21 protein-coding genes are annotated in these 22809 nt (G+C 68.4%); 2 read left to right on the plus strand and 19 right to left on the minus strand.

The genetic code is table 11. From position 1 onward, the window contains the following. Positions 1-39 precede the first annotated feature (39 nt). From JK358_RS07850 to JK358_RS07930, 17 genes are all read right to left on the minus strand, one after another. Positions 40-2034 carry a TerD family protein gene (locus JK358_RS07850; RefSeq protein ID WP_232850850.1) on the minus strand — a complete coding sequence of 665 codons (1995 nt, stop codon included), beginning with the start codon at positions 2032-2034 and terminating at the stop codon, positions 40-42. A 183-nt stretch (positions 2035-2217) separates the two neighbouring features. Continuing rightward, entirely contained in the window at positions 2218-2874 is a 657-nt protein-coding gene (locus JK358_RS07855; RefSeq protein ID WP_201945115.1) for a hypothetical protein, read from the minus strand. A gap of 91 nt (positions 2875-2965) precedes the next feature. Beyond that, complete coding sequence (locus JK358_RS07860) at positions 2966-3946, minus strand: GvpL/GvpF family gas vesicle protein (protein WP_201945116.1); 981 nt, start codon at positions 3944-3946, stop codon at positions 2966-2968. Positions 3947-4129: 183 nt separating this feature from the next. After that, complete coding sequence (locus JK358_RS07865; RefSeq protein ID WP_201945117.1) at positions 4130-4519, minus strand: Rieske (2Fe-2S) protein; 390 nt, start codon at positions 4517-4519, stop codon at positions 4130-4132. A 14-nt stretch (positions 4520-4533) separates the two neighbouring features. Beyond that, positions 4534-5724 carry a ZIP family metal transporter gene (locus JK358_RS07870; RefSeq protein ID WP_201945118.1) on the minus strand — a complete coding sequence of 397 codons (1191 nt, stop codon included), beginning with the start codon at positions 5722-5724 and terminating at the stop codon, positions 4534-4536. Then, entirely contained in the window at positions 5724-6761 is a 1038-nt protein-coding gene (locus tag JK358_RS07875; RefSeq protein WP_201945119.1) for a multicopper oxidase domain-containing protein, read from the minus strand. Before JK358_RS07875 ends, JK358_RS07870 begins: the two co-directional genes overlap by 1 nt. A 74-nt stretch (positions 6762-6835) precedes the next feature. Next, positions 6836-8269, minus strand: a complete 1434-nt coding sequence (locus JK358_RS07880) for an NADH-quinone oxidoreductase subunit N (RefSeq protein ID WP_201945120.1) — start codon at positions 8267-8269, stop codon at positions 6836-6838. Position 8270: 1 nt separating this feature from the next. Continuing rightward, entirely contained in the window at positions 8271-9764 is a 1494-nt protein-coding gene (locus JK358_RS07885) for a complex I subunit 4 family protein (RefSeq protein ID WP_201945246.1), read from the minus strand. 49 nt (positions 9765-9813) lie between these two features. Then, the gene (locus JK358_RS07890; protein WP_307817372.1) at positions 9814-11745 is read right to left on the minus strand and encodes an NADH-quinone oxidoreductase subunit 5 family protein; all 1932 of its coding nucleotides are present in this window, start codon (positions 11743-11745) and stop codon (positions 9814-9816) included. Between the two features lie 4 nt (positions 11746-11749). Further along, positions 11750-12052, minus strand: a complete 303-nt coding sequence (nuoK, locus tag JK358_RS07895) for an NADH-quinone oxidoreductase subunit NuoK (protein WP_201945121.1) — start codon at positions 12050-12052, stop codon at positions 11750-11752. Then, a complete protein-coding gene (locus tag JK358_RS07900) occupies positions 12049-12612 on the minus strand; it encodes an NADH-quinone oxidoreductase subunit J (protein WP_201945122.1) in 564 nt (187 codons plus the stop codon). The genes nuoK and JK358_RS07900 overlap by 4 nt, the downstream gene beginning before the upstream one ends. Positions 12613-12621: 9 nt before the next feature. Continuing rightward, a complete protein-coding gene (locus JK358_RS07905; protein ID WP_232850851.1) occupies positions 12622-13569 on the minus strand; it encodes an NADH-quinone oxidoreductase subunit H in 948 nt (315 codons plus the stop codon). Next, complete coding sequence (locus JK358_RS07910) at positions 13562-14980, minus strand: hypothetical protein (RefSeq protein WP_201945123.1); 1419 nt, start codon at positions 14978-14980, stop codon at positions 13562-13564. Before JK358_RS07910 ends, JK358_RS07905 begins: the two co-directional genes overlap by 8 nt. Beyond that, positions 14971-15309 carry an NADH-quinone oxidoreductase subunit A gene (locus JK358_RS07915; protein ID WP_372440634.1) on the minus strand — a complete coding sequence of 113 codons (339 nt, stop codon included), beginning with the start codon at positions 15307-15309 and terminating at the stop codon, positions 14971-14973. Before JK358_RS07915 ends, JK358_RS07910 begins: the two co-directional genes overlap by 10 nt. Before the next feature lie 94 nt (positions 15310-15403). Beyond that, positions 15404-17365, minus strand: a complete 1962-nt coding sequence (locus tag JK358_RS07920) for a molybdopterin-containing oxidoreductase family protein (protein ID WP_201945124.1) — start codon at positions 17363-17365, stop codon at positions 15404-15406. Continuing rightward, positions 17362-18993, minus strand: a complete 1632-nt coding sequence (locus tag JK358_RS07925; RefSeq protein WP_201945125.1) for a right-handed parallel beta-helix repeat-containing protein — start codon at positions 18991-18993, stop codon at positions 17362-17364. Before JK358_RS07925 ends, JK358_RS07920 begins: the two co-directional genes overlap by 4 nt. Positions 18994-19108: 115 nt before the next feature. Further along, entirely contained in the window at positions 19109-19597 is a 489-nt protein-coding gene (locus JK358_RS07930) for a DUF1269 domain-containing protein (protein ID WP_201945126.1), read from the minus strand. A 220-nt stretch (positions 19598-19817) separates the two neighbouring features. Between JK358_RS07930 and JK358_RS40290 the strand changes: the two genes are divergently transcribed. Continuing rightward, on the plus strand, positions 19818-21053 hold the full coding sequence (locus JK358_RS40290; protein ID WP_307817373.1) for a helix-turn-helix transcriptional regulator: 1236 nt from the start codon (positions 19818-19820) through the stop codon (positions 21051-21053). 12 nt (positions 21054-21065) lie between these two features. Here the strand turns inward: JK358_RS40290 and JK358_RS07940 are convergent, their stop codons facing one another. Further along, a complete protein-coding gene (locus tag JK358_RS07940) occupies positions 21066-21305 on the minus strand; it encodes a hypothetical protein (RefSeq protein WP_201945127.1) in 240 nt (79 codons plus the stop codon). Positions 21306-21525: 220 nt separating this feature from the next. Here JK358_RS07940 and JK358_RS07945 point away from each other — a divergent pair, with 220 nt between their 5' ends. Then, entirely contained in the window at positions 21526-22170 is a 645-nt protein-coding gene (locus tag JK358_RS07945) for a pentapeptide repeat-containing protein (RefSeq protein ID WP_201945128.1), read from the plus strand. Here the strand turns inward: JK358_RS07945 and JK358_RS07950 are convergent. After that, positions 22160-22744 carry a PadR family transcriptional regulator gene (locus JK358_RS07950; protein WP_201945129.1) on the minus strand — a complete coding sequence of 195 codons (585 nt, stop codon included), beginning with the start codon at positions 22742-22744 and terminating at the stop codon, positions 22160-22162. The two genes, JK358_RS07945 and JK358_RS07950, sit on opposite strands and share 11 nt — an antisense overlap. Between the last annotated feature and the right edge of the window lie 65 nt (positions 22745-22809).

A 22809-nucleotide genomic window follows, 5' to 3' on the forward strand; every position in this document is an offset into this window, starting at 1 on the left:
GAAGTCGGCTAAAATGCCTCGGCTTGCGCGGCGTCGCCGTCAGAGGGGTGGGGTGTCGGTGGGGTCGCCTGGTGCCGGGTCGGGTTGCTTCGGCGCGGCGGGGACCCAGCCGCGCAGGGGCTGTACGACTGATCCGTAGAAGGCATCGGTGGCTGCGGTGACGCTCGAGATGAAGCTCGCGGCTGTGCCGGCGCGACGGTTGCCCATGGGGAAGGTTTGTTCCAGGGTGAACGACACGATATCGCCGGAACGGCCCTCGGTCAGTGATTTGGGGTTGTCGCGTACGGTCGCCAGGTGCTCGCAGGCCTCGTTGCCGGGGTCGGAGAACACGGCTTCGACCTGGACATCGCCGGGCGCATCCTGGAGTTGTTTGAGCAACCAGGTGAGTCGTCGCCCGGCTGTTCCTTCGTTCGGTGCGTCGAGCGTGGTGCGGCAGCGGATCCTGTTGCTGCGCAGTTCGGCGACGACGAACAGATCGCCTGCCGTGTCGGGGATCCGCAGGACGGCTTCCAAGCAGCCCTCGGCTGCCAGGCGCTCTGCGACGGCCGCGTTTCGGGCGACCGGATCGGTTCGATAGCGGCGCGGCAGGACGTGCTTGACAGCTACGCCGAGGTCGGCGGTGAGGCGCAGTGCCAGATGCCGGGACAGTGACACCCAGGTGTCGGCGACCTGCTGTGATTTCTGGTCGCCGGCACGCGCGGTGCCGGCGATCACCGCGTCTCGAACGGCGACCCAGTGCCGGCCCATATCGACGAAGTCGGTGGCGCCGGATCGCGGGTGAAGCAGGTATCGCAAGAACTCGCTCAGCATCCACGCTTGCAGATCGTCCTCGATACCGCCGTGCGACAGGAGCATTCGTGCTTCGTGGGTGACCTCGGCCCAGGACAGGTGCCGGAGGGCGACCTTGGCGAGCTTGCGGCGATCGACCTCGACGGGGAGCTCCCCCGGCCCGGCCGGGATGTCGTTGGACAGGCTGACCACCACGTCGTACTTCTTCTTACGCGCGACATCGAGGTAGTTTTCGAGTTGCTCGCGTTTGAGTTTGCCGTTTCCGGTCTTGACCTCGAGCAGTCCGGTCCACAGGCGGCTGCCACGGGAAACCCTGAGGACCGCGTCGGGGATGACCTTCGCCTCCCCTCGTTCGTAGGGCACCTCGACGAAACCTTCGAAAGTGCCTGCCGGAGCGCCGATTCTGGCGCACAGCGCCCGCGCGAAAGGACGGACCGCCTGCATGGTGGCGATCAGGGCCGAGGTGGCGCGGCGTTCCTGTTCCTCCCCCGCGCCGACTCCGATAACCGAGAACAGGCGGGCCGGCTGCCAGGTATCGTTCTCGGCCAGCGTGAATTCGAGCGGCTTTGCTCTTTTCGCGACTGTTCTGCTGGTTCGCACACCCCGACTGCGCGCGGTTCGCGGCTTCGCCGTATCACGCTGTGCCGCAGCAGGATCCGCCACCGGAGTAGTTGGTTCCGCTTCGCCGGACGCAACGGGTTCGGGAGCGGCTATGGGCTCCGAACCGTCGGTCGCCTCCTCGGCCTCGTCGTCGATGTGGACACCGAAATCCGTTGCCAGACCGGCCAACCCGGAATCCCAGCCCTGGCCGACAGCGCGCACCTTCCATACACCGGCACGGCGGTAGACCTCTCCGAAGAGGAACGCCGACTCGGTGGTGGCGTCAGCCGTCACGTATTCGGCCAGAGTCTTCCCCGCACCGTCGACGACATGCAGGGCGATCTTGCCGAGCCGGCCGAAGGATCCCGCCCCGATACTGCCGGCCAGCGCAACCGCGTGCACCTCCTCCGGAAGCGCGGTCAGGTCGATGGAGATCCGGGTCTGTGCGCCCTCCTCGGTGGCTCCCGCACCCAGAAATCGCACCGAACCATCGGCTGATTCCGGTTGGTTGTAGAACACGAAATCATTGTCGGAGTGAACTTTCCGGTTCTCCCCCAACAGGAGTGCGGACGCATCGACTTCGAACTCCGACTCCGTCCAGCCGATCACCACGTCGATTCGCTCGACGTCCTCCGGCAATGGCATGTTCTGACCTTTGGACAGTATCGAAGACGTCACACCCTCGCCCCTTCTTTGTTCGGCACCGCACAACTACGGTGCCGCAGACGAATTCGGATGTGACCGGCGACACGTTACAACCCTCCGACACACATCGGACTAATCCGACAATCAGTGCAGGCCTTGCCTTTTGGCTGAAACGAGCGCCAGTCAGACCATGGCTGGTCGGGATTGGGCGTAGGTGTGGATTTCTTCGGCGAGGGTGGGGGGTTCGGGGGTGAGGTCGGTGAGGTGGGTCAGGGCGTTGTCGAGGTCGGGGGTGGGGCCTTGGGCGGCGAGGAGGATGGCTATGGCTTCCCATGTGGCGCGGGTTTTTTCGGGGAGGGCGAGGAGTTCTTCGAGGTGGTGGTCGGGGTTGAGGAGGCGTAGGGAGCGGCGGGCGTAGGTGTGGACTCGGCGGGGTAGGTCGGTGCGGATTCGGTCTATGTCGGAGGGGGCGATGTGGCCGGGGGTGGTGGGGTCGGCGTGCATGGTCCAGAGGGTGGTCATGGGGGCGGGGAGGGCGGAGTCGGTGAGTTGGGCGGGGCCGGTGGCCTTTTCGAGGGGGATGGCGGGGAGGCCGAGGCGGGTGTTGCGCCAGTTGCAGAAGGTCCACCAGGGGGCGGGGGTGGCAGAGAGGGTGAGGCCGAAGCGGAGGACCTGTTCGCCGGCGGTCCAGGTGCGCAGGAGGCGGGTGCGGCCGACCGTGGCTATGCCGGAGTCCTGGATGCGGGTCCAGGTGGGGTCGGCGCCTTCGAAGCCGTAGGGCTCCAGGAGCTTTCCTGTTTCACGCATCAGGCGGCGCAGCGCGGACTCCGGTTTGACCATGCCGGGGAGAGTAGCGGGGTGGGGGGACAGAATCGGGGAGCCGCGCGCACCGTGGAGGGCGTGTTCGGTGGTGGGTTCGGGTCGTGGGCGGTCAGCGGGAGTCGCCGATGGCTCCGACGAAGGAATAGGGGAGCCAGGGGCCGGTGGGGTCCACGTCTATGTGCGGGTTGGTGTCGAATTCGCTGACGGCGGTTTGGAATTGGTCGGCGTGGTCGTCTTCGACCAGGAAGGCGGCGTTGAGGAGCATGGGGGTGCCGCGACCGGCCAGGGAGGAGTCGGTGAGGGGGCGGTGGCGGGTGGCTACCGCGTGCGGGCTGAGGGTTCGGAAGAGCTCGTCGGCGGCTCGGGCGGCGGCGGGCTCGTCGGCGTCGACGTCGGATGCAGCGTGGACGAAGACTTTGACACCCCATTCGGCGCGGCCTTCGACCAGGTCGAGAGCCTCGGCGAATTCGGCGCGGCGGTCGGTGAGCATGGCGCGGACTTCGTCGTCGTCGCGGCACAGCACGGCCAGGCGGACAGGGACGACGGTGCGCCCGGCGGCGACGGATTCGATGACGGCATTGTGCGCCTGCGCGGCGGCGGCCAGCCAGTCCAGGTCGTTCATGTTGTGCTGCAGGGCATCCGGGCCGAAGTCGCGCACCGGTACCGAGCCCACCACGGCGGCCAGACCGGCTGCCTCGACCACGCGCGCGTATTCGCCGCTGACGCCGGCGACGGCACGGTTGTCGCGGATGCCGGTGCGGTTCTCACCGAGGCCGATGGGGCCCGTATCGGCGCCGGCGTGCACGGCGTACACCCAGACGGCGGTCGGTCCCTCCGTGTCGGGAGCACCGGGCCGGTGCGGCGGCAGGTCCCCGGGCGCGGGCCCGGTCTGCATACCCTCGGGTGAGGGCAGCGGGGGCGGTGTCCCGTCCTGCTGGGGTAGCCGCGGCTGGGATCCGTCCGGTTCGGTACGCGGCCCGAGCGTGCCCGGCAGGTGCCGGGGGTCGACGGTGCCCGGCGTACCGGCCGGTGCGGGGGTCGTGGGCGCGAGGCTCGGGTCGGCGGTCTCGCCCTTCCAGGTGTCATCCATCGTTTCGGCCCTCCGGTTCGCTGTCGCGGCGCGGCCTGTGCAGCGCGCTATGGGCGGCCTACCCGGTTCGGGACCGAACATGCGCGCCGCGGAGCAGCGAAGTCGATATCTGAAACGTTAGTGATCACCAGTGTGCCGATGACCATCCGTCGCACGGCGGCGCAGGTGCTGCCCGGCGCGTGCTCATCCGATCCGCAGGTGCGCGCCGTCGACCCGAATCTCGCGGCGCGACAGCGGATCTCGTGCGGGACCGCGTCGCACCGAACCATCCGAGAGCTGGAAACCGCTGCCGTGGCAGGGGCAGACGATCACGTCCGCGCGAATCTCGTTGACCGCACAGCCCTGGTGCGGGCACACGGTGGAGAACGCCTGGAATTCACCGGGATTCGGCTGGGTGATCACGGTCTGCCGGTCGGCGTAGACGATGCCGCCGCCCACCGGGATATCGGCGGCCGGGACGGTGAAGGCGACCGGATCCTCGGCGCGGCTGGAACTGCATCCCGCCGCCGCGGCCACCGCGCAGGCGGCACAGCCGAGGAAGGTGCGGCGACGCAGTTCAGGACGTTGCGACATGAGCGTTCCCGTTCTCAGGCGCTCACCAGCAGCCCGGTGACGTACATGACCAGAATTCCGGCGATCACCCCGCCCAGGACGGTGGCGTCGGCACGATCCCGGCCGTCCGCGCGCAGGGCGGGCGCGATCTGCACGATCACCTGCGCGATGGCCCCGACACCGATGCCGAGCAGCAGCGCCGAGAGTTCGGCATTGTTGACACTCGCCCCGACGACCGCGCCGATGATCGCGGGCGCACCGGCGATCAGCCCCAGCAGCAACAGCGTCGGAATCGATGCCCGCTGCCGGACCAGTGGTGCGACGATGGCCACGCCCTCGGTCGTGTTGTGGACGGCGAAGCCCAGCACCAGGAACGCGCCCAGCGCCAATTCGCCTACCGCGTAGGCGGATCCGATGGCCAGCCCCTCTCCCAGATTGTGCAGGCCGATGCCGATGGCGATCATCAGCGCCAGGCGCGGACCGGTGCCCGGCTCCCCCTGCTCCCGGCGGCCCCGCAGGAACCGGTCGACGGCGGTGAGCGCGAGAAACGCTGCGACAGCACCGAATACGACCAACTGCGCGCCGCCGAACGCGCCGTCTGCCTCCTGCGCCAGCTCCCATCCCTCCATCGTGCCGTCCACGGCCAGGAAGGCCAGCAGGCCGACGGTCAATGCGAGCAGCAGCCGTAGCGCGCCGAATCCGCTGCGCCGCAATACCGGAAGCAGCAGCATGCCCAGCAGCACCGGGATGACGCCGACATAGATCCCCAGCAGCGCCATCAAGCCGTAGAACGACGCCCCGGGCCGCGGCGTGGTCACCGCGACCGGAATCTCGTGCTCGATGACCAGCCCCGTGGAGGTGAGCATGGAGATCAGATACGGCTGCCCGTCCTGCCACGGGTAGTCGAGATCCAGGGTGGCGGAACGCATTCGGCCGATGGCCTCTTCGCCGCCGCGTACGTCCACATACGCGTCGTTGACGAACACCTGCGCGATGGTCACCGGATCCGGCCCGGTATTGCGCACCGTCAGCGCGATCCGCCCTTCGGTGAGCACCGCGTGCTCGACCGCCACCTCCTCGACGGGCGGACCGACCCGATCCGGTAGCGCCCGCCCGCCGAGCAACCCCAATGTGGTGAGCACGATCGCGATGACCGCCACCACCCCGACCCAGGACAGCCAGGCCGGAAGGCGGGAATCCGAGTGTGCTTCAGTGTGTTCGGCCATCATTCCACCACCTCGAAGAAGCCCATCCAGCCCAGTTCGGCGAATTCGGTCTTGTGGGCGTGGAACATGAAGCTGCCGGGGTAGGGGAATCGCAGTTCGCAGATGCCGCGCTGACCTTGGGCCTGCATGATCGTGTCGGTGAATTCGGCGGGCTCGAGCCGGGTTCCGGTCGGGTAGTACTCGAAGAAGTTGCCGTGGATGTGAAAACTGTTGATGGGGTCGTATTCCAGGACGTTGACCAGGTAGATGCGCACCAGCTCATTGCGTTTCACGCGAACCGGCTCGTGCACGTAGTGGAAGGGGATGCCGTTCACGGCGTAGAGCTGGTTGCCCTCGCCGTCGAAGGTGGTGTTGAAACCGTGCATCACCATGACCAATTCGTCCGCCGGCGCACGGGGTGTCGGCGGGTCGATGATGAAGGTGCCGTAGAGCCCGCGCGCGATGTGCTCGGCCAGCGGGCTGACGTGGCAGTGGTAGAGGTGCAGGCCGAACGGGCGGGCGTCGAAGGCGTAGGTGAAGCTCTCGCCCGGATCGATCACGCCGGGGCCCGCGCCGGGTACACCGTCCATATCGGCGGGGTGCAGGCCGTGGAAGTGGATGGTGTGCGGGTGATCGGAGCCGTTGGTGAACTTGAACCGCAGTTCGTCGCCCTCGGTGCAGCGCAGGGTCGGACCGGGGATGCGGCCGTTGAAGGTCCAGGCCGGAAAGCGTACTCCCGGAGCGACTTCCAGCTCCTCGTCGCTGCTGGCGATCTCGTAGGTGCGCAGGGTGCGGCCGTCGGGGAGGGTGGAGACCACGCCGTAGTCGAAATCGCGCAGCACGTCGGTGGGATTGAAGCCGTTGAACCTGTGGTCGACGGTGGCGCCGAGGCGGAAGGTCGGACCCTCTACTCCCCCACCGTGACTCATGCCCGTGGTCTGGCTGTGGCCGGGCCCGTGTCCCTGTCCGGAGGCGACGATCGCCGGAACCGCCGCGGCCCCCGCCGCGCCGAGCAGTGCCCCACCTGCGAGAAATTGCCGCCGCGATGCCGCAACCATTGTACCGCCTAACCAAACTACAAAGTTTGAGTCACCTAACTTTATTTCTCCCGGGTCGGTCGGGGCAAGAGTGCTCAGGGGATGGGGACGGTGCCCTCGACGGCCTCCAGGATCGGCCCGGCGAGCAGGCCGGTCAGCAGGACGCCCGCCGCGGCCAGGTAGGCGAGGGCGCGTGGCAGCACAGAGAACGGCTCGCGGGGCAGGTCGAGTGGCACGCCGCGCAGGGTGGGGAGGATCCACCGCAGGTAGTAGAAGAGGCTCGCGACCGTATTGAGGATCGCGAGCACGACCAGCCAGCCGAGCCGGGCATCGATGGCGGCGGTGAACACAGTCAGTTTGGCGACGAAAATGCCGGTGGGCGGGGTGCCCACCAGACCGAGCAGACAGATGATCAAGGCGACGACCAGCGCCGGGCGGCGGCGGAACAGACCGGCGTAGTCGGTGAGCGCGCGCAGGGCGGGGAGTGCGCAGACCACCGCGAAGGCACCGAGGTTCGTGAGCGCGTACGCGGTGAGATAGAGCAGAACACCGGGCAGCGCGAGGGAGCTGTGACTCACCGCGGCGACCCCGAGCAGCAGGTAGCCGACCTGGCTGATGGTCGAGTAGCCGAGCAGGCGGCGGACATCGGTTTGGAAGAACGCGGCGAAGTTGCCGAGCGTCATGGTGAGGGCGGCGATGACGGCGAGCAGCAGCCGCCAGTCGATATCGGCCGGTTGCACCAGCGGGCTCACCCGGTAGATCGCCACTACCGCACCGAGTTTCGGAATGGTGGTGACCAGCGCGGCCACGTCGGGCCGGGTGCCCTGGACGACGTCGGGCACCCAGAAGTGCAGGGGGACCGCACCGGCTTTGAAGAGCAGACCCGTGAGGACGGCGACGGCGCCGAGGGCGAGTGCGGTGCGCGGGGCGGCGGCGGCCGCATCCTCGAGCATCGGATAGGCAGTGGCGCGGCCCGCACCGAAAAGCAGTGCGGCACCGAACAACATGACCGCTCCGGAGAGTGCGCCGAAGAGGTAGTACTTGAGCGCGGCCTCGGTGCCCGGGGCATCCTTGGCGAAGGCGACCAGGGCGTAGAGCGGGATACTGGCGAGCAGGTACGCGACGATCAGGACCAGGAGGTCGTTCGCGCCCGCGAGCAGAATGGCACCCAGACCGGCCGACACCAGCAGGACGATGTACTCGGATTCTCGTGCGTTCCTGCGAGTTTCGGGTAGCGAGAGGACGAGCAGCAGCAGAATGCCGCAGGCGACGACCACGCGCACCGTATCGGTCGCGGTATCCACGGCATAGCTGCCGTCGAAGAGCGTGGACTCGTCGTTCCAGGCCGGGATGGTGGCGGCCACGGTGGTGATCGCGCCGACGGCCGCGAGCAGTCGCACCACCCACTGGCGGTGACGGGGAAGGAACGATCCGAGGAGGAGGCCGAGTACGGCGACGACTGCGAGTGCGCCCTCCGGGAGCAGAGCCAGGAGGTCCTGGCCCATCATGTCGTCGGTCGTCTCCCCCATGTCAGCGCACCACCAGCAGGCCGAGCGTGCGGGCCGCGGGTTCGATGACATCGAGCAGGAAGCGCGGGAGGATGCCGATCAGGAGGGCGGCCAGCAGCAGCGGAATGATCGAAACCAGCTCGCGCGGTGCGAGATCCGGGAATTCGGTGGTCTGTTGCGGACCCAGGAACATTTTCTGATAGGCGCGCAGGAACAGCCCGGCGGTGAGCAGGATGCCGGGGAACGCCAGCGCCGTCAGCACCGGTGCGGGTGCGAAAGCGCCCAGGAAGATCTGGAATTCGGCGATGAAGCCGGAGAAGCCGGGCAGTCCCAGGGATGCGAAGGCGGCGACCGCCGTCAGTGCGGCGAAGACCGGAGCCTGGCCCGCCAATCCTCCGAAGGCGTTGATGTCGTAGGTGTTCCGGCGTTCGTACAGTACTCCGGCGAGCAGGAACAGTGCGCCGGTGATCAACCCGTGGCTGACCATCTGGGTGACCGCACCGGAGACGGCCAGCGTGCGCGCCTCCTCGGTATTGCGGGACGCCAGTCCGGCCGCGCCGACCGCCAGCACGATGTAGCCCATGTGGTTGACCGAGGTGTAGGCGATCATGCGCTTGAAGTTGTGCTGCGCCAACGCGACCAGCGCACCGTACAGCACGCTGATCACTCCCACGATCACGATGATCAGGGCGTAGCGCCGCCACGCCTCCGGCAGCAGCGGCATGGCGATCCGCACGAAACCATAGGTGCCGAGTTTGAGCAGCACACCGGCGAGGATGGCCGAACCGGCGGCGGGAGCTTCGGTGTGCGCCAACGGCAACCAGGTGTGGAACGGCACCGTCGGCGTCTTGATGGCCAGCCCCACCAGAATGGCGGCCAGCGCGATCGCGCCGCGAATACCATTGCCCGCCAGGGGATCGGCTCGGGTCAGCTCGACCATGTCGAAGGTGTGCGGCTCGGTCGCCAGGTACAGGATGATGAAGCCGAGCAGCAGTGCCAGCGAGCCCAGGAAGGTGTAGAGGAAGAACTGCAGCGCCGCCCGCCGCGCCCGCGCATGGCCCCAGCCGTTGATCACGAAGTACATGCCGACGATCGACAGATCGAAGAAGACGAAGAACAGCACCAGATCCAGTGCGACGAACACGCCCAGGCACATCGACTCCAGGAACAGGAACAGCGCCGCGAACATTCGCACCCGCCGGGTTTCGCGCAGCGAGTACACCGCGCACGCCAGAAACAGCACGGTGGTCAACGCGACCAGCGGCAGGCTGAACCCGTCCAGCCCGACGTGATACCCGGAGCCCAGGCTCGGAATCCAGGTGAGCCGCTGCTCGAACGCGAATTCCCCTGCCGCGGGCGGGCTCTCGCGATATCGCAGCCACAGCAGGACGGTCAGCGCCACTTCGACGGCGCTGACTGTCACCCACACCCAGCGCACCGCGCGATCACCGAGGCGGGCCAGCGCGGGCAGTACGATCGCCGCCACCAGCGGGAGGAACACCAGCACGCCGAGCACGCTCACCTCACCTCTCCTCGGCGCGGATCACCGTGCCGCACAGTCCGTTTCATCGCAACACCAGCAGGACGACGGCCAGCACGACGATGCCGACCACCGCCTGGGCGAAGTACTGGTGCACCAGCCCCGTCTCCGGCCGACGCGCCAACCGGCCCACACCGCCTGCCGCTCGGCCGATTCCACGCACCGCACGGTCGATGCTGTGTTCGGCGTCGCGATCCAGCCCGTCGGCCGCGGCCAGCGCACCGCGCGCGGCAGCGCGCACACCACGATCGAGCACCTGATCATCGAAGCGCGCCAGCCCGCGCGCGAGCGTGAACACCGGCGCGACCACGAGCCGGTCGACCGCTGACTCCAGCCCGAGCCAGCTCGTCAGGAACGGGACGGCGGAAAGCTCGCCGCGGCGACGGATCAGCGTCGCGACCGTGGCCACGGCAAGCACGGCGACGAGGCCGGATATCACTGGTTCCCACCATCCGATCGTCGGCGCGGAATCCCCGAGCACGCGCGCGAATCCGTTGTGCACCACCGGAAGCACGGCAGCTCCGGCGGCTACGGCACACAGCGCCAGCACCGACAGCGGCAGGGCCTGTGCGGTGTTCACCCGCCGCGTGCCGACCTCCTCCTCATCCCAGTGATTCCGTATCTCGTTAGTGGCGGCGGTGACCTCGCCGCGTGCGGTGATCCCATCGGACAGGGCGGGGTCGACGGGTCGCGCGACGGTGGTGCGCCTGCCGACCGTCCACACCAGGGTCAGCGCCCGCCCGGCGTACACCGTGCCGAGCGCGGCTGCCGCCCAGGCCGCGAGGTACAGCGCGGTGGACGATTCCCTGGCGGCGGACAGTATCGCGTCCTTGGTCGGCCACAGCGCCAGCGGCGGAACTCCCGCCAGGCTCAGGGCTCCGATGGTGAAGGTCACGCCCACAACGGGGTATGCGCGGGCGGAGCCGCGCAGGCCGGTGAGGTTCCTGGTGCCGAGGGCGGTGAGCCAGGCGCCCGCGCACAGGAACAGCAGGCTCTTGGTGATGGCGTGGGCGACCAGGTGGCCGGTGCCCGCCACGACGCCGCCCGCACCGGCAGCCATGACCATCAGGCCGACCTGGGCGCAGGTGGAGGCGGCGAGGAGTTGTTTGAGGTCGGATTGGCAGACGGCTACCGCACCCAGCGCCAGGGCGGTCAGGACGCCGATCCAGGCGGTGGCCGGTCCGGCCCAGCCGGTGGAGTGCAGCAGGGGTTCCAGGCGCAGCAGCAGGTAGGCGCCGGCCGCGACCATGGTTGCCGAATGCAGCAGCGCGGAAACGGGACTCGGGCCCGCCATTGCTCGTGAGAGCCAGAAGCTGAAGGGGAGTTGAGCGGATTTGCCCAGGGCTGCCACCAGGATTCCCGCCGCGACGACGTCGCGCCAGGGTTCGGCGAGGGTGGGGAGGGTGTCCAGGGTGAGTGCGAGCGAGCCGCCTGCGACGGCTGCACCGGCGGCGAGGTACATGCCGAGATCGGCTGTGCGCGTGGTCAGGAAGGCCACGGTGCCTGATGCGGCGCGCTGTTCGTCGCGCCAGCGGAAGCCGATCAGCGCGTAGGAGGCCGCGCCCATGAGTTCCCACGCGAACAGGAGGGTGAGCAGGTTCTGTGCGGTGACGGTGACCAGCATGGCGGCAGAGAACATGAGCATGAGGCCGTGAAAGCGGGCCTCGGGCTCATCCGGGCGCAGGTCGCCCGCGGCGAAGATCAGCACCGCTGTGACGATCGCGGTCACGGTGACGATCATGACCGCGGAGAGGCCGTCGACGCCCAGCGACAGCGGGATGCCGGTCAGGAACGGAGCCGAAACTTCCGGCCGATCAAGGGCATTCAGGATCGCCAGCGCGGTGGCCGCGACCGCGACGGTGACGGAGGTCGACGGTGCGACGCGGTCGGCGCGGCGGCCGCAGACCAGCAGCGCCGTACCCGCGATGGCGGGGAGCGCGATCATCCACCACAGCACGGCGTCAGCCCTTCAGATCCGCGGCGGAGTCGACCATGTCGACGTCGCGGGACCGGAAAATGGCTGTGGTGACGGCGAATCCGGCCGCCATCTCCACGGCCATGGCGGTGACGGCCACCAGCACCAGCACCTGGGCGTCGTCGGAGGGGCGGACGAAATACCAGAACGCGGCGGCGGCCACGATCACGCCGTTGATCATGAGCTCCAGGCCCATCATGACCATGACGATGGACTGCTGGGAGAGGACGCCGAACAGGCCGATGCTGAACAGGGCCGCCGCCAAGACGAGGAACTCGGGCAGATTCATTGCCCTGCACCACCTTCCACCGGGTCGTCGGCTCGGGCGCGGTCGAGGCGGTCGCCGTATCGGTCGTAGCGGCCGCGGTGGGTGGCCAGCACCACGGTGGCCACGATGGTGGCGAACAGCACCAGGCCGACGATGATCATCACCAGCATTTTCGAACCCATGAGGGCCGCGCCGAGGGAGGCGGTCGGGTCGGCGGGCGGTTGCACGTCGCGCGCGGGCCAATCCACCAGCAGCGCAACCGAGGACAGCGCCAGGAACACCGCCGTCGAGATGCCGGCGGCAGCTTTCGTGTTGTGCACCATGGTCATCGGCATGAGGCCGGCCGGATTCATCATGTACATGATCATGAACACCGCCATGACCACCATTTCCATGATCATCATGAGCACCACCAGCACGCCGAGATAGGCCAGCTCGACCAGGAATACGGTGCCCGCCGCACACAGGAACGACACCAGCAGCGCGAAGGTGGCGCGCGCCATGGAGTCGACCCGGAACACCGCGATCCCGGACGCGACCGCGCACACCGCGCACACCCAGAACAGCACCTGCGTCACCACGGCACCTCCTCAGCGAATCATCACGATCGAAACCACCAGCGCCTGAACCAGAATCAGCGGCAGCAGCACCACCCAGGCCACCTCCATGTATCGCGACATCCGAATCGCGGGCCATCGCCGCCCCCACCACACCAGCACCGCCAGCACGCCCGCCGTCTTCACCACCGACCACAGCCACCCGGGTAGCCACGGTCCCGCGCCACCGCCCAGGAACAATGGCACCGCCATGGCCGCGGCCGCCACGAACAGTGCGCGCCTGGCGAATTCGAGCACCAGCCGATCCACCCCGGACAACTCGGCGAACACGCCCCCGCTGATCTCCGGCCCCGCCGCCGTCGCGAACGGCGGCAGGAACGACATGGCGGGCACCGACAGCAGATACACCACGAACGCGACCGGCATGATCACCACGAACCACCGATCCTGCTGCGCGGCAACGATATCGGCGACGCTCAGCGACCCGGACCCCACGGCGGCGCAGATCAGCGCGAACATGTGCGGCAACTCGTAGGCCAGCCCCTGCGCCACGAACCGATACCCGCCCACCAGCGAGAACACCGAATTCGCACCCCACCCCGCCAGCCACACCGCCGCCCACGCCACCACCTCGAGCGCATTGAACCAGGCCAGCGTGACACCGCCATCGAGCACCACCGTGCCCGCGACCGGCACCAGCGCGGCCGCGCACACGGCAGCGACCAACAGCACCGATCCCGCTGCCCGCCAGAGCAATACGTCAGCGCCGACAATGCCGCGCCGCTGCTGCACCAGCGCCAGCGCGACGGTCCGCATCGGTGCGGCCACCGCCGCCGACGCCGAAGCGCCCGCCGCCCGCGCCCGCAACACAGCCTCCGCCGCGGACACCGCGTACACCATCAGACCCACCACCAACGGCACCAGCAGCGCCGCCCACCACGGCGCGATGCCGGAAACCCTCTGCCCCGGCATCTCATCCATGGACAGCCTCCGATCGCGCCGGGGCGAAGGTCTCCAGATCCGGATCGAGGCTGGCAACGAGCAGCCGAGCCTCCGCCAACTCGCTGCCCGCAAGCAATCCGGGTAGCGCATCGAGGATCCACCGGGTCCGCCACACCTGCTCGGCCACGAATTCTCCCGGCTCCAAGGCGGATTCACCGGTCCGGTCGATGTCCTCGATCCCCGTGAGCATCGCCACCAGCCGATCGTGCGCATCCCCGGCCAAGCCGCCGGGCGGCAGCGCGACCGGACCGGTCTTTCCCTCCGGAGTCAACCGGGCGTCACCCTCGAGGCGCCGAGCGGATCCTCCGGTCGGCTGAGCGGACACGCCAGGCGGCAGCGTGTCGATGCGGCCCACACCGCGAAGGGACCAGCGCAGCACCCGCGACATCGATACGCGGCGGACGAACCGGCGCAGCCGAATATCGACATCCGACCCCGGCGAATCACTCCGCCGCCGGTGGATGGCCTCGTTCAGCACGTCATCCCGCAGCCGTGCGGCAGCAACCGCCATGACATCCCACCCCGCGACACCCAGCAGGCTCGCGACCGAATCCAGCCGCCGCGCCACCTGCCACGATCCGCCTTCGCCGACCGTGACCGGCTCCCCCGCGGCCGCTCGCAGCCAGGGCCCCAGCCAGAACGACTCCCCACCCGCCCCTTCGATCACCGAAACCGTTGCCGCGGAGACGATGTCACCGTGTAGCTGCGCGGAGACCACCAGCCCGGCAGGCCACCACCTCAGCACCGGCCCCAACGGCACCGTGAGCACATCCAGCCGCAACCCATCTCGATCCTCGGCCCGATCCGCCATGGCCAACCCGCCCGGCAGGTCCATCGACATGGCATGCCCGGCGTGCCCGTGCATGCCATCCCCATGCCCGCCGTGATCGTGCATCCCGTCCCCGCCCAGGTGCGTTTCGTGCTCGTCTCCGGCATGCCCCTGTTCGCCGGTCACAGGGTCGACGTGCGCGTGCAGTGCTGTGGAGGAAGGACCTGACATTCCGTCCGAATGATCGGTGTGGTGGTGCGGGCCGGAGGGCGGATGGGTCGTGTCCGGGGTGTGCTCGAGCGGGTCATCCATTGCCCGGCCCGACCGTAGGTTTTCGGCGGCTTCGGCCAGTGCTGTTGCGGCGGTGGCGGGTTCGGGGAGGTCCAGGCGGGTTCGGGGCAGGGGCATGGAGTCGTGGATGCGGGTGGCGGCGTCGGCGAATGCGCCGTGCGGGGTACCCGCGACGATCAACAGGTTTGCGGCGGCGGGACTTTCGGCGGGCTGCCAGCCCGCTGCGCGGACGGCGGCCTCGACTGCCAGGCGGGTCGCGGTGCCGCCGGGGGCTGTCGCCAGGAACGGGACGATGGCCGTTCGGCGGCGGAGCCAGGGGATCAGGTCCATCGGAGTGCGCCTTCGCGCCAGGCGTAGAGCACGGCGATCATGAGGACTGCCAGGAAGGCGAACATCTCGATGACGGCGGTGCGGCCGATGTCGGCGACGACGACGGCCCAGGGGTACATGAAGGCCATCTCCATGTCGAAGGCCAGGAAGATCATGGTGATCGTGTACCAGCGGACGTGGTAGCGGGAGACCGCGTGCTCGGTGGCCTGCGCGCCGGAGAGGTACGGAAGCATCGGGTCCGCGGGGGCGGGGCGGACGGCTCTGGCGGCGGCGTAGAGCACGGTCAGGGAGGCCGCGAGGGCGGCGAGGATCACGAGCAGGTTGGTCACGGTGGAACACCTCCGGTGCGCGCTGGCCCGAGACTACTAGGGAGGTACGTAGTTCCGGGGTGCGAATCGCCGAAGGTGCTACCGCGTGTCGTGCTCAGCGTGGGGTGATGTGGACCCGGTTGTCGTGGAAGACGGCGCCGCCGGCGTAGTCGGAATCGCGTTCGGCGATGGTGGCGTTGACGGTGGCCCCGCTGTTGTGTTTGGCCCAGCGGCCCTTGGTGGTGGCGGCCACGCCGGGGCGGACGATGTCGGAGACCTCGGCCCTCGCCTCGAAGGAGCCGCGCGAGTTGGCCACCAGAATCGGTGCGCCGTCGGCGATTCCCAGGGCGGCGGCGTCGTCGGGGTGCAGGGTGACGCGGGATTCGCCTGCGCGCCGGAGCAATTCGGGATTCGAACCGAAGGTGCTGTTCAGGAAGTAGTGGGAGGCAGCGGATATCAGGACCAGGCCGTCCCCGGGGTCGCCGGGCGGGGTGTAGCCGGGCAGGGGGCCGTGACCGTCCTGCGCGGCGCGTTCGGAGACGAATTGCAGGGCGCCCGCCGGAACCGGTGGTTTGTCGACCTTCAGGAAGCCGTCGGCGCGCAGCCGTTCCATGTCGTGGTCTTTGAGCAGTTGGCGGGCCAGATCTTCGTCGGAGTCGTACAGCGCGGGTTCGGTCATGCCCATGCGCTGGGCGAGGCGGCGGAAGGTCTCTGTGGTGGACAGGCATTCGCCGGGCGGCTCGACGGCGGGCTCGTTCCAGACCAGGTACAGGTGACCGTATCCGGCGAGCACATCCAGATGTTCGGGCTGCATGGTGGCGGGCAGCACGATATCGGCGTAGTCGACGGTGTCGGTCGAGAAGTGTTCCAGCACAACGGTGAACAGGTCGTCCCGTTTCAGGCCCTCGATCACCCGGCGCTGGTCCGGATTCGAGCCGACCGGGTTGGCGGCGATCACGAACAGCGCTTTCACCGGCGGATCGTCGGTGTCCAGCAGCGCTTCACCCATCCGTGTCATGGACAGGGTGCGCACCGGATGCGGCAGCAGATCCATCCGCAGCAGGTCGTCGGTCCGGAGCCGGAAGTGTCCGCTGGTCGAATAGTGCAGTCCCCCACCGGGAATCGCCCAGTCACCGGTGACGCCGGGCAGGCAGGCCAGCACCCGCAGGGCCATGCCGCCGCCGTCGTGGCGCTGCATCCCCTGCGAGGCGCGGATGGCGGTGGGCCGTGTGGTGGCGATGCGCTCCCCCAGCGCGATGATCCGCTCCACCGGCAGCCCGGTGATCGCGGCCACCCGTTCCGGCGGGTATTCCGCTATGCGCGTGCGGAATTCATCCCAGCCGACGGTGTTGTCGGCGATGTAGCGCTCGTCCTGCGCATCGAGCGACACGATCACGTGCAGCAGCCCCAGCGCCAGCGCGGCATCGGTGCCCGGCAAGGGTGCGAGGTGTTCGTCGCAGCGTTCGGCGGTCTTGGTGCGCACCGGGTCGATGGCGACGGTGTAGGCCCCGCTGTCCTGGATGAACTTCCACAGGTGGTGTCCGGAGCTCATCGGATTGGTGCCCCACAGCAGGATCAGCCGGGACTGCGCGAAATCCTCCGGATCCATGCCGCCGGAGGTGCCGAGCGTGTACTTCAGCCCGGTGGTGCCCGCGATCGAGCAGATGGTCATATCGTGCCGGCTCGCGCCCAGCACATTGAAGAACCGCCGCCCGGCGAATCCCTCCGCGCCCTGGATGTAGCCGAGGCTGCCGGTCCCGTGGAACGGCCAGACGGCCTCGCCGCCGTATTCCTCGACGATGCCGCCGAGGCGTTCGGCGATCTCGCCCAGCGCCTCGTCCCAGCTGATCCGTTCGAAGCGTCCCTGCCCCTTGGCCCCGACGCGCCGCATCGGAAACCGGATCCGTCCGGGCGATCCGACCTGCTCGAGGTACCGGTTCACCTTCACGCAGAGTGCGCCCCGGGTCACCGGATGCGCCTTGTTCCCGCGCAGTCCTACCGCGACGCCGTCCTCGACGGTCACCTCCCACGAGCATGCGTCGGGGCAATCCAGGGGGCATGCACCGAGAACCTTCATACACACGATCGTATGACCGATTCGGCCATATCGATGCGCGGGTGGGTTGCCGCCAGGCACGGCACGGCGGTGCCGTCGAGGGTTCCGGGTCCGAAGGTGACGGCCATATTCGCGCCGCCCTGATTGCGAGCGCGCACGAGCGCGCCCTGGACGGCCGAGATGCCGGTGCGTTCGATGGTGCCGCGCACGGCGGCGGTGTCGCCGATATTGATGATGTTCACACCGTTGGCCGCGGCTCCGCTGATGGTGGTGTCGCGGATGTCGAAGATCAGTTCGGCGGTGGCGGGCCCGGAGCCCGACGGCGTGTAGCCGATCAGGCCGATGCCGTCGGCGCTGCAGTCGCCGAAGGAGGAGTCGGTGACGGTCAGGTCGGTGTGCCCGGTGCGGCCGAAATTCGTTGTCACCAGGCAGGTTCCGAGGTTGGCGGGAATGAGCGGGTTGAGGGCCGCCGCCGGGAAGGTGGAGCGGTGGGCCTGCACCCGGTGCAGGGTGAGCGATTGGCGCGCGCCCTCGCTGCTGAGGTTGTAGTTCTCGATGATGTCGCCGCGCACGGTGTCGAAGGTGCTGTCGGTGACGGTCACACGGCTGTCGGGCGTGCCGTTGGTGGTGACGTACTCCAGGCCGTTGGCGGAGAAATTGCCGTGGCCGTCGCGGAATTCGTTGCGGTCGATGGTGACGTCCATGCGGGCGCGGCCCATGGCGTTGACGAAGATGCCCTCACTGTCGGCGAGGTGGTTGAGCGGTGAGGTGTCCAGGGGCGCGATGTCGAGCTGTGCGTTGCCGGTGAGGGTGGCGTCGAGCTGGGCGGTGTCCCCGGCTTGCAGTCCGACCGCCAGCACGGACAGCTTCGCCAGCCCGAGGTTGATATCGCGGGTGGTATTGCCGGTGAGCTGGGCGGTGACGCGGCTGGCGCCGTGCGCGCGGACGTCGATGCCGTCGCCGCAGGCGGTGTTGTGCACGAGATTGTCGGCGATCAGGACATTTCCGGCAGCCGACGAGAAGTCGGTCATGATGGCCGCCCACCCGTTGTTGAGGGTGATGAAATTGGGCAGCGGCGGCGCGCTCACGCCGAGCGGAATGGTCGGCGGCAGCGTGAACGGCCCGATCATGAAGCCGTCGACGCAGTTCTGATTGGTCCCGGTCACCACATTGCCGGTGATCGCGACATCCGCCGCGTCGGAGCCGTAGATGCCGCCGCGGCGTGCGCCGTCGATCACCAGATTGCGCACCTGCGCACCGGGTGCGAGCCGCACCGCGTCACCGTCGTGCGCGCCACCGGTATTCGTAATCCGGGGCAGGACAGCGCCATTGGCCGCGCCAACCACCGAATCGCCGTCACCGACAAGTTGCTGGCCGGCCTCGAGCGCGATCCCGCCGTCCAGCACGGCGGCCGACGGCAGCACCACGATGGTGTCCCCCGGCCCGGAGGCCGCTTCGACCCGGGCCAGCGAATCGAACGGCGCGGCCGCATCGCCGGATCCACCCGGCGCGGCCCCGGCCCGCACATACCAGGTACGCGAATCCGGTTCCGCCGCAGCGATTCCGGTGGATGCGACACCGGACAGCAGGGCGAGCAGCGAGACCGCCGCGCGGGCGGCGGCGCGACGGGCGGGGGGCCTGGTATTCATGTGACTCCGGGGTGTGGACGCGCCGAGAATGAGAAGCAATCTGCCACTCATTCACCCGGCGCGACCCCGGCAGAATCCCAGGAAATCCCCTGTCCGCCTGATCACTTGCACAAACTCACTCGGCGAAGGCCGCGCGCAACTGCGCCTCCTGCTCGTGCGAGAGGTTGGTCGAGATCAGTTCGGCCTGCTGGCCCGCGAACCGCTCGTGCACCCGATCCATGGTGGCGTCGGAGGTGAGCACGAACAGTGCCGAGGTGCCGGGGGTGATCTTCGCCTTCACCCGCGCGATGAACTTGTCGTCGATGCCCACATCGGTGAGCGATCCGGTCAGCGCGCCCAGGCCCGCGCCCAGTGCCGCGCCGATGAGCGGGATGAAGAACAGGATGCCGAACAGCAGACCCCAGAACGCGCCGGTCAGCGCGCCGGGACCGGCAAGGTTGTTGAGCTGCTTGGTCTTCGGCTTCGGTGCGCCTTCCGGCCAGCTCACCACCGCGCCGTCGTGGATGACGATCAGGTTTTCGGACTGCAGTTCGCGCAGGGTGTCGATCGCGGTGTCCGCGCCGGTGGCGGTCGGGAACTTCCACACGGTCAGCGTGCCTGCCATATGACTCTCCTTGTCGTCTGGACCTGGCGTTCGAGTGCGCCGAGCGCGAAGGTATGGCGGCGCGGCCGGGGCCGCCTCATTCGTTTCGAATGAAATCCATCCGGCGATTCGGGGCCCGATGTGCACGCCTGCGCAAATTTCGGGCATACGCTGCGAATACGGGGCAGAGGCCGTTCCCGTGTGTTGCCGGTTCGATGAAGGTGTGGTTCGTGGAGGTGCTGTGATTCACTCGTCCGCTGTCCCAGCGGTGCCGTCGGCGGCGTTCGTGCGCGATCACGGACCGCGAATGGTGTTCGACGGCAACGGCCGCACGCTCTTCACCCGCCTCACCGAGGTCCGCGATCTGGCCGACGATCCGTTCGTCATGCTGCTGCGCGTGGTCGACGCGATCGACCGGGCCGATGTCTCCCGCACGCGCACCCTGCTGGCACTCGCGCACACCCGGACGCCCACGGCGTCGTCGGTGGTGCCCGCGCGGTGGCTCGAACCCTTCACCGCCGCGGTGGACGTCGATGCCGCACTGGCCTCGGGCGAGCCGCCCGCGACCGTTACGATGACCGAAACAGCCTCGCCGACAGGGCATCTGGATATCGACGCCTATATCGCTCTGCAGGCCGCCGAGCCGTCGCCGGCCACGGGCGAGGGTGAGCCGCATCAGGCCCTGGTACTCGCCGACATCGCCGGACTGGGCAGGCTCGCGGCCCGCTCCGCCACCCGGCTCGCCCCGACCGACCGTTATGCGGCGGCGGAAACCCTGCGCCTGGACATGTATCGCAGGCTCGACGCCGCACCGCCGGATCCGAGCACGGGAATCGCTCTGGCACAGGCGATGTGGCCGCTGGTGCGGGCGCACAATCCGCGGGCCGCACGACGGCTGGCCGACCACGCGGTGTCGGTCCTCGGTCACACGCCGGAGACGACGGTCGCGTCCGCCGTGCTGGCCGAGCACGGTGAACGTTCGGCGACCACCCTGGAGCTGCTCGAGCCGCTGCTGCGGGCGGAGAAGGGGATGTCCGCGGTCACCGCGGTGTACGCGCGGCTGCTGCACGCCTCGGCCTGCCGGCGCCGGCATCGGCCGGGCCAGGCGTACGAATCACTGTGCCGGGCGCTCGAGGACGGCTTCGCCGAACGGATCGTGCGCCCGTTCCTGGAGGTGCCGGGTGCGGTGACGCTGCTCGACCAATTCATCGGAAGATTCGGGCATTTCAATGAATTCGCCGACGAGATCAGAAAACACCCGGCCGCCGACCGGTCGGCGGCGGCGCCGCGGCTGACCGGGAAGGAAATGAGCGTATTGCAGCAGCTGCCTTCGGGTTTGACGGCCGACCGCATTGCCGCCGATATGGGCGTATCGGTGAATACCGTCAAAACCCATCTGCGCGGCATTTATCACAAGCTCGGTGTGGGGGCGCGCGCCGATGCCATCACCCGCGCGCGGACGCACGGCCTGATCTAGGGGTGGGGCGGCTCAGCCGCCGGAGATGGGGCAAAAGGGCTGGCAGTTGCCGGGAGCGCTCGGCGTCACCTGCTGCCCGTCGTCGAAATCGACATTGCTGACCAGGACCATCAGGCCGATGGCGACCGACAGCACGAAGGCGCACGCGAGGGTGATCATCACGCAGTCGATATCGCGGATGATGACGGCGTCGGAGCCGTCGGCATTGACGATCAGAGTTCCCGCGGGAGCGCCGGGCAGCTGATTTTGCACGGAACTGTCCCAGCAATAACCGGAATTGGATGGCACCAGCCTGATCCTTCTGAATTCGGACACTCGAATGGATGACGACCGGAGAACACACTACGCCCGCACCGGCTCGATAGCGAGAGGCTATTTCCGCGAAATATCGCAATAAATAGTGTGTTTCACGCAATTTGGACAAAGCCCCCACGCCGATCGCTGTCGGCGCCATGTTCTAGCGTGGACGACCATGGCGCGCGAACTGGCAGACCTCCCCTACGCCCGGCACCTCGAGCGATCCGAAGCCCTCCCCCGCACCGGCGGCGAGTACGACTGCGCCCACTTCGACGGCCAGCACCTCGACGAGGAGATCGTGCAGCAGGCCCGCTTCACCGAAACGGCCTTCACCTCCCTCACCGTGGACCGGGGCAGCCTGCGCCACAGTCACTTCAACGACGTCTGGCTGCACAACGTCCGCTGGATCGGCACCGACGCGGGCGACACCTCCTGGCGCGACGCGGAATTCGCCGACGGCGCCATGTCCGGACTCGACCTCGGCGGCTCCGATCTGCGCCGGGTCCGGTTCGAGGGCTGCAAACTCGATTCGGTGAACTTCCGCACCGCCACACTGCAGCAGGTCAGCTTCGTCGATTGCGTACTGCGCCATGTGGATTTCGGTGACGCCAAGCTGACCGAGGTCAGCTTCGACGGCAGTACCATCGACCGCCTGATCCTCAATCGGGCCCGGCTCACCAAGGTCGATTTCCGGGGCGCGCTCGAGATCGATATCGCCGAGGGCGTCGAGGGCATGAAGGGGGCGACGGTAAACCCTCGCCAATTGCTCTCGCTGGCACCGACTTTCGCGGCCGCGCTGGGGATCACCGTCAAGAACTGACGGGCGGTCGGGTCCGCGCCCCGCTCAGCCGCCGCTCGATGACCGCCAGCGCCAACTCGGCCCAGCGAATGTTCTCCTGTTCGAAGGCGATTCCACGCAGCAGCGTCAGGTACGGGCCGACGTGCTCGGCCTCGAGCAGGTACGCCTGTTCGGAACGCTCGCCGAGCAGACGTGTCCGAAGTCGTTCGTAGCGGGCGAGTTTCGCCTCCGCCCACCGTCTGCGCTCGGCGATGGCGGCCCGCACGGCCGCGCCGTCGCCGACATCCACCGCCTGCACCTTCACCATGAGCTCGTCCCGGATGGCGGTGGGCTTGGGCTCCGCGGCGGTGAAGGCGCGCAACGCTTCCCAGCCCGCCGGGGTCAGCGAGTGCAGCCGCTTGGTCGGCCGGCGCTGCTGGCGCACCTCCCGGGTTTCGATGAGCCCCTCCTCGGCCATGCGGTCGAGTTCGCGATAGAGCTGCTGCGGGGTCGCCATCCAGAAGTTGGCCACCGAGGCGTCGAAGCCCTTGGCCAGGTCGTAGCCGGAGGCCTCCCCCTCGATGAGTGCGGCCAGGACCGCGTCACGCAACGCCATGCGGGCCACCCTAACATTCAGCGCAGTACTCAACTATTTGATTAGTCAACCCTGGACAGACCCGC

The organism is Nocardia acididurans (genome assembly GCF_016741815.1).
Classification (GTDB): Bacteria; Actinomycetota; Actinomycetes; order Mycobacteriales; family Mycobacteriaceae; genus Nocardia; species Nocardia acididurans.